The organism is Streptomyces sp. NPDC096105 (assembly GCF_044763335.1).
Classification (GTDB): Bacteria; Actinomycetota; Actinomycetes; order Streptomycetales; family Streptomycetaceae; genus Streptomyces.
Genome location: NZ_JBIWGC010000038.1, coordinates 21,845 through 27,844, shown reverse-complemented (window position 1 = coordinate 27,844; position 6,000 = coordinate 21,845). Strand labels below are relative to the sequence as shown.

7 protein-coding genes are annotated in these 6,000 nt (G+C 72.2%); 1 reads left to right on the top strand and 6 read right to left on the bottom strand.

The window, feature by feature from the left end; translation table 11 throughout:
* Positions 1-588 precede the first annotated feature (588 nt).
* The gene (trpS, locus tag ACIQ8B_RS32410) at positions 589-1,620 is read left to right on the top strand and encodes a tryptophan--tRNA ligase (protein ID WP_403551834.1); all 1,032 of its coding nucleotides are present in this window, start codon (positions 589-591) and stop codon (positions 1,618-1,620) included.
* Between the two features lie 16 nt (positions 1,621-1,636).
* Here trpS and proC read toward each other — a convergent pair whose 3' ends face one another.
* The 6 genes from proC to ACIQ8B_RS32380 form a co-directional block, all read right to left on the bottom strand.
* Entirely contained in the window at positions 1,637-2,449 is an 813-nt protein-coding gene (gene proC, locus ACIQ8B_RS32405) for a pyrroline-5-carboxylate reductase (RefSeq protein ID WP_106413082.1), read from the bottom strand.
* A 96-nt stretch (positions 2,450-2,545) separates the two neighbouring features.
* Positions 2,546-3,301: an ABC transporter permease gene (locus ACIQ8B_RS32400; protein WP_290005485.1), complete on the bottom strand. Its 756-nt coding sequence runs from the start codon at positions 3,299-3,301 to the stop codon at positions 2,546-2,548.
* Positions 3,298-4,089, bottom strand: coding sequence for an ABC transporter ATP-binding protein (locus ACIQ8B_RS32395; RefSeq protein ID WP_290005483.1), 792 nt, complete (start codon positions 4,087-4,089; stop codon positions 3,298-3,300). Before ACIQ8B_RS32395 ends, ACIQ8B_RS32400 begins: the two co-directional genes overlap by 4 nt.
* A 33-nt stretch (positions 4,090-4,122) precedes the next feature.
* Positions 4,123-4,911, bottom strand: a complete 789-nt coding sequence (locus ACIQ8B_RS32390; protein WP_403551831.1) for a class I SAM-dependent methyltransferase — start codon at positions 4,909-4,911, stop codon at positions 4,123-4,125.
* A 41-nt stretch (positions 4,912-4,952) separates the two neighbouring features.
* Complete coding sequence (locus ACIQ8B_RS32385) at positions 4,953-5,489, bottom strand: EamA/RhaT family transporter (protein WP_290005480.1); 537 nt, start codon at positions 5,487-5,489, stop codon at positions 4,953-4,955.
* Between the two features lie 64 nt (positions 5,490-5,553).
* Positions 5,554-5,904, bottom strand: coding sequence for an SH3 domain-containing protein (locus tag ACIQ8B_RS32380; protein WP_290005479.1), 351 nt, complete (start codon positions 5,902-5,904; stop codon positions 5,554-5,556).
* Between the last annotated feature and the right edge of the window lie 96 nt (positions 5,905-6,000).

The following is a 6,000-nucleotide window of genomic DNA, read 5'->3' as shown; positions in this document are numbered from 1 at the left end:
TGTTGAGTTCTCAAGGAACGGACGCTTCCTTCGTACTCACCCTCTCGGGCTTTCCTCCGGGCGCTTCCCTTCGGTGTTTCCGACTCTATCAGATCTTTTTCTCGACCTGACCCCCAGTCAGCGGGGTCCGTCTTTCCGGCCGTTGCGGGCCGTTCCGACGAGTGAGACTTTAGCGGATTCCCGGCTCCCGACCTAATCGGGGTCCTGCTCCCTTTCGGGTGCGGATTCCTCATTCCGCGAATACGCATACCGATGAAGCGCCGACAGACAGACTGCTGACGTCGATCAGTAGTGGTACGTGCGGATTGGCTGTCCGGGGCCGACCGGAGTCGGTGCTCACGTCGGACAACTCGGAGAACAGTACGGATCCCCCGGGTGCGTGTCAACTCGCTGCGGTCCCCCTCCCAGGGGCGTACTCTCGTGGGCATGACGACGCGTACGCACAGCCAGTCCTGGTGGGCCGCCTGACGGCGGCCGTCCTGCGTATGCACCCATCGGCCGCCGCCTCGGCGGCCGTTTTGTTTTCTCCCCGGGACTTACGAGGGGCGGCCGGACCGGACGGCGGCCACCACAGGAGAGGGAGAAGCGATGACTCGGGTCTTCAGCGGTGTCAAGCCGACCGGACATCTGACGCTGGGGAACTACCTCGGGGCCATGCGGCAGTGGGCCACGGTCGACCAGTACCGGGCGGACGCGCTGTTCTGCATCGTCGACCTGCACGCCCTGACCGTGGACCACGATCCGGCGCGGGTGCGCCGGCTGAGCAGGCAGGCGGCCACGCTGCTGCTGGCGTCCGGGCTGGACCCGGAGCGGTGCACGGTGTTCGTGCAGAGCCATGTGGACGAGCACGCGCGGCTGTCGTACCTGCTCGAGTGCGTGGCCACGGACGGCGAGATGCGCCGGATGATCCAGTACAAGGAGAAGGCGGCGCGGGAGCGGCGGCGCGGCGGGAGCGTGCGGCTGTCGCTGCTGACGTACCCGGTGCTGATGGCGGCGGACATCCTGGCGTACGGGACGGACGAGGTGCCGGTCGGGAACGACCAGACGCAGCACGTGGAGCTGGCGCGGGATCTCGCGGTGCGGTTCAACCAGCGGTACGGGCACACGTTCGTCGTGCCGCGGGCGACGAATCCGGCGGTGGCGGCGCGGGTGATGAACCTCCAGGACCCGGCGTCGAAGATGGGCAAGAGCGACGATTCCGGGCCGGGGATCGTCTATCTGCTGGACGAGCCGGACGTCGTGCGGAAGAAGGTCATGCGGGCCGTGACCGACAACGGCAGCGAGGTCGTCTACGACCGGGAGTCGCGGCCGGGGCTCGCGAATCTGCTGGAGATCCTGGCGGCCTGCACCGGCGGGGACCCCGAGAAGCTGGCCGGGGCGTACGACGGGTACGGGGCGCTGAAGAGAGACACGGCGGATGCCGTGATCGAGGTGCTGCGGCCGTTGCGGGAGCGGCACCAGGAACTGTGCGCCGATCCGGGATATGTGGACGGCGTGCTCCGGGAGGGGGCGGGGCGGGCGCGGGGGATGGCGCGGCCGACGGTGGACTCCGCCTACCGGGCGATCGGCCTGCTGCCCGCCCCGGAAGCGGAGGCGGTGGCGCTGAACGCGGCCCGGTAGGCGCGGCGGCCCGGCGTCAGCCGTTGTTGCCGGAGGCCAGCTCGCGGCTGCGGTCGCGGGCTGCCTCCAGGGCGGCGATGAGGGCCGCGCGGACGCCGTGGTTCTCCAGCTCGCGGATGGCGTTGATGGTGGTGCCGGCGGGGGACGTGACGTTCTCCCGCAGCTTCACGGGGTGTTCGCCGCTGTCGCGGAGCATCGTCGCGGCGCCGATCGCGGACTGGACGATCAGGTCGTGCGCCTTGTCGCGGGGCAGGCCGAGCAGGATGCCGGCGTCGGTCATCGCCTCGACCAGGTAGAAGAAGTACGCCGGGCCCGAGCCGGAGAGCGCCGTGCAGGCGTCCTGCTGGGATTCGGGGACGCGGAGGGTCTTGCCTACGGCGCCGAAGATCTCCTCGGCGTGGGCGAGGTGGTCCGCGGTGGCGTGGCGGCCGGCGGAGATGACCGACATGGCCTCGTCGACGAGGGCGGGCGTGTTGGTCATGACCCGGACGACGGGGGTGCCCGCGGTGAGGCGCTCCTCGAAGTACGCGGTCGGGATGCCGGCGGCGCCGCTGATGACCAGGCGGTCGGCGGGGACGTGCGGGGCGAGCTCGTCGAGGAGGGTGCCCATGTCCTGCGGCTTGACCGTGAGGATCAGGGTGTCGGCGGTCTTGGCGGCTTCCTGGTTGGTGACCGGGGTGACGCCGTGACGGGCGCGGAGCTCGTCGGCGCGCTCCTGGCGGCGGGCGGTGACCAGGAGGTCGGCGGGGGCCCAGCCGGCGCGGATCATCCCGCTGAGCAGGGCTTCGCCGATTTTGCCGGTGCCGAGGACTGCGACTTTCTGGGTCATGGCTGGGGGTGCCCTCCGGGGGGTGGGTCGTCCTGGGCGTGATTGTCCCATCCGGGGGGTGGGCGGGGTGGGTGTGTCCGGTGGGCGGGACGGGGGTCAGTGCGTGCGGCGTTTCAGGGTGGCCGCGCCCAGGGCGAGGACCAGGAGGGCGCAGGCGGCGACGACCGTGATGTCGCGGAGGAAGGCGGTCGTGAGGTCGGCGTGGCGGAGGACCTCGTTCATGCCGTCGACGGCGTACGACATGGGGAGGACGTCGGAGATCGCCTCCAGGGCGGGGTGCATGGCGTCGCGCGGGGTGAACAGGCCGCACAGCAGCAGTTGGGGGAAGATCACCGCCGGCATGAACTGCACCGCCTGGAACTCGGACGCCGCGAATGCCGAGACGAACAGGCCGAGGGCGGTGCCGAGGAGCGCGTCGAGCAGTGCGACCAGGAGGAGCAGCCACGGGCTGCCGGTGACGTCGAGGTCGAGGAACCACACGGCGAGACCGGTGGCGAGGGCGGACTGGACGACCGCGACGGCGCCGAAGGCGAGGGCGTAGCCGGCGATGAGGTCGCCCTTGCCCAGCGGCATGGCGAGCAGGCGTTCCAGGGTGCCGGAGGTGCGTTCGCGCAGGGTGGCGATCGACGTGACCAGGAACATCGTGATCAGCGGGAAGATGCCGAGCAGCGAGGCGCCGATGGTGTCGAAGGTGCGGGCGCTGCCGTCGAAGACGTAGCGGAGCAGGAACAGCATCACGCACGGCACGAGGATCATCAGCGCGATGGTGCGCGGGTCGTGGCGGAGCTGGCGCAGTACGCGGGCGGCGGTGGCGGTGGTGCGCGGCAGGCTGAGGGCGCTCGTGGCGGTCATCGGGTGGTCTCCTTGGTGCGTCCGGCCGCGGCGGCCTCGTCGACCAGGCGCAGGAAGGCGGTCTCGACGGTGTCGGAGCCGGTCCGGGTGCGCAGGGCGTCGGGGGCGCCCTCGGCGAGGAGCCGGCCCGCGCGCATGAGGAGCAGCTGGTGGCAGCGCTCGGCTTCGTCCATCACGTGGGAGGAGACGAGGAGGGTGGCGCCGCGCTGGTCGGCGAGGCTGTGGAAGAGCTGCCACAGGTCGCGGCGGAGTACGGGGTCGAGGCCGACGGTGGGTTCGTCGAGGACCAGCAGCTCGGGGGTGCCGAGGAGGGCGACGGCGAGGGAGACGCGGCTGCGCTGGCCGCCGGAGAGGGCGCCGGCGAGGGAGTCGGCGTGGTCGGTGAGGTCGACGTCGTCGAGGGCGCGGGTGACGTGGTCGTGGCGGCGGTCGGCGGCTGCCCGGCCGGGGTCGAGGACGGCGGCGAAGTAGTCGAGGTTCTGGCGGACGGTCAGGTCGTCGTAGACGGACGGGGCCTGGGTGACGTAGCCGACGCGGGTGCGCAGGGAGGGGTGGCCCGCGGGGCGGCCGAGGACGTCGAGGGTGCCGGTGACCTTGGCCTGGGTGCCGACGACGGCTCGCATCAGCGTCGACTTGCCGCAGCCGGAGGGGCCGAGGAGGCCGGTGATGCGGCCGCGCGGAACGGTGAAGCCGAGGCCGCGCAGCACGGTGCGGGGACCCCGGACGACGGTGAGGTCCTGGGCGCGTACGGCCGGTTCCTCCGGGGGCGGGGAGGAGTAATTCATCATGTGATGAATACTCCTCCCGGTCGTGCCGGGACGTCAAGCCGTCGGGGGCGCGGAGGCGAGCAGCAGGACGACGTCGTAGGTCTCCTCGACGATCCCGTCCGGGAAGACGCCGAGGACGTGGCGCCGCTCCTCGGCGAGGAAGGCGGCGGAGCGCTCCTCGCCCTGGACGAGGAAGAGGGAGTGGCTGCCGATGTTGGCCAGGTGCGTGTCGACGGGGACGCGGCGGCTCCAGCGCACGGTGCGGAGCATGAACTCCAGACGGCCGGAGGGGTCGGCGGCGCGGGGGCCGAGGTCGCGCTGTTCGCGGGAGAGGTCCCGCCCGAAGTGCCGGCCGGCCCGGGCGGACGCCTCGGCGATCCACGGCACGTCGAGGGCGCTGATGTTCCACCACAGCGCGAGGGCGCCGCCCGGCCGCAGCACGCGGAGGGCCTCGGGGACGGAGCGGGCGGGGTCGGTCCAGTGCCAGGACTGGGCGTAGGTGATCAGGTCGGCGCTGTGGCCGGTGAGCGGAAGGGCGTCGCCGTCGCCGCGGACGACCGGTGTGCCGGGGAGCCGGCGGCGGAACTCCGCGGCCATGCCCTCGCCGGGCTCGACGGCGACGACGTGCGCGCCGCGTTCGAGCAGACGGGCGGTGGCCATGCCGGTGCCGGCGCCGACGTCCGCCACGCGGGACCCGGCGAGCGGGCGGCCGGTCAGCTCCTCGATCGCGTCGAACAGGGCGGGCGGATAGGTGGGGCGGTGGGCGGCGTACCGCGCGGCGACCGCGTCGAAGGAGCGGGCTCGGGCGGTGTGGGCGGCCTGGTCGGCCCTCGATGTCGTCATACGGCCATGGTCGCCGCGGGACGGACGGGAGGGCGTGGCTTTCAGGAGTCGCGGCGGCGCTTCCTCGCGGGGTTGCCCGAGCGGCGGGTGATGCGGCGGTCGTACTCCTCGCGGGCCTGCTCGTACTCGGCGCGGTGCAGCTTCTCGCCCGGAGCCTCGGTGAGGGAGCGGAGGAAGTAGGCGAGCAGCGAGCCGGTGAATCCGATGGACATCAGTCCGCGCAGGGACGCCTGGCGGTCGGGGTCGGGGCGGGTGGAGAAGGAGGACCAGGTGTGCCCGAAGGCGAGCGCGCTGCAGACCGCGAACATCACGACGACGAGCAGCGGGACGAAGCCGCCGATCTCGGCGATCTGCAGCCCTTGGTGGGCGAAGCGCAGCAGGAGGCAGGCGGCGACCGCGGCGGCCAGCGAACCGACGGCGACGCCGACGCGGCGGACGGCGTAGCCGCGGGAGTGGTCGACCCAGGTCGTCCCGAAGAAGCGGAGGGGCTCGGGGCGGGGGCCGGCGGGGGTGGCCGGGACACCGTCGGTGCGGTTCTCTTCTGCGCTCACGGGTCGATTGTGACTCCTCCCCCGCATGACCGCGGGAGCCCCCCGCCCCGGCCCGTCGGCCGGCGCCGGAGGCGTCCCGCGAGGCGAGGGCCTAGCAGCGGGGGGCGACGTACCCGTCGCTGCCGGTGCGGATGTAGGTGTCGGAGACGTACTGGCCGCTGCCGATGTTGTCCCAGATGTTCGAGGTGCCGTACGGACCCGTCACCCAGGTGCCCGGCGTCTGGCAGTTGATCCGGACCCGGGCGCCCTCGGACAGGACACGGACGACGGAGTAGCCGGTGCCGGGACCGCTGCGGACGTTCAGCTGGTAGCCGGGCGCCACCGGATAGGACGCCGCGAGCGCGGCCGCCGTGGTCGCCCTCCCCTTCACGCCCTCGACGTCCGCGGCCGTCGTTTCGGTCGCGCCCCCGCCCATGACGCCTCCGGTCTGCTCGACAGACATGCAAAAACCTCCCCCGTCGCACCCCACGACTGTCGTGGGGTCACGTTGATTCCCCTGACGTCACCCATGAAACACCCATGCGCACATCGCACAGGA

What these genes read in the sequence shown, in the direction of transcription:
- trpS (WP_403551834.1), top strand. Translation starts at nt 589, where the DNA reads ATGACTCGGGTCTTCAGCGGTGTCAAGCCGACCGGACATCTGACGCTG.
- proC (WP_106413082.1), bottom strand. Translation starts at nt 2,449, where the DNA reads ATGACCCAGAAAGTCGCAGTCCTCGGCACCGGCAAAATCGGCGAAGCC.
- ACIQ8B_RS32400 (WP_290005485.1), bottom strand. Translation starts at nt 3,301, where the DNA reads ATGACCGCCACGAGCGCCCTCAGCCTGCCGCGCACCACCGCCACCGCC.
- ACIQ8B_RS32395 (WP_290005483.1), bottom strand. Translation starts at nt 4,089, where the DNA reads ATGATGAATTACTCCTCCCCGCCCCCGGAGGAACCGGCCGTACGCGCC.
- ACIQ8B_RS32390 (WP_403551831.1), bottom strand. Translation starts at nt 4,911, where the DNA reads ATGACGACATCGAGGGCCGACCAGGCCGCCCACACCGCCCGAGCCCGC.
- ACIQ8B_RS32385 (WP_290005480.1), bottom strand. Translation starts at nt 5,489, where the DNA reads ATGCGGGGGAGGAGTCACAATCGACCCGTGAGCGCAGAAGAGAACCGC.
- ACIQ8B_RS32380 (WP_290005479.1), bottom strand. Translation starts at nt 5,904, where the DNA reads ATGTCTGTCGAGCAGACCGGAGGCGTCATGGGCGGGGGCGCGACCGAA.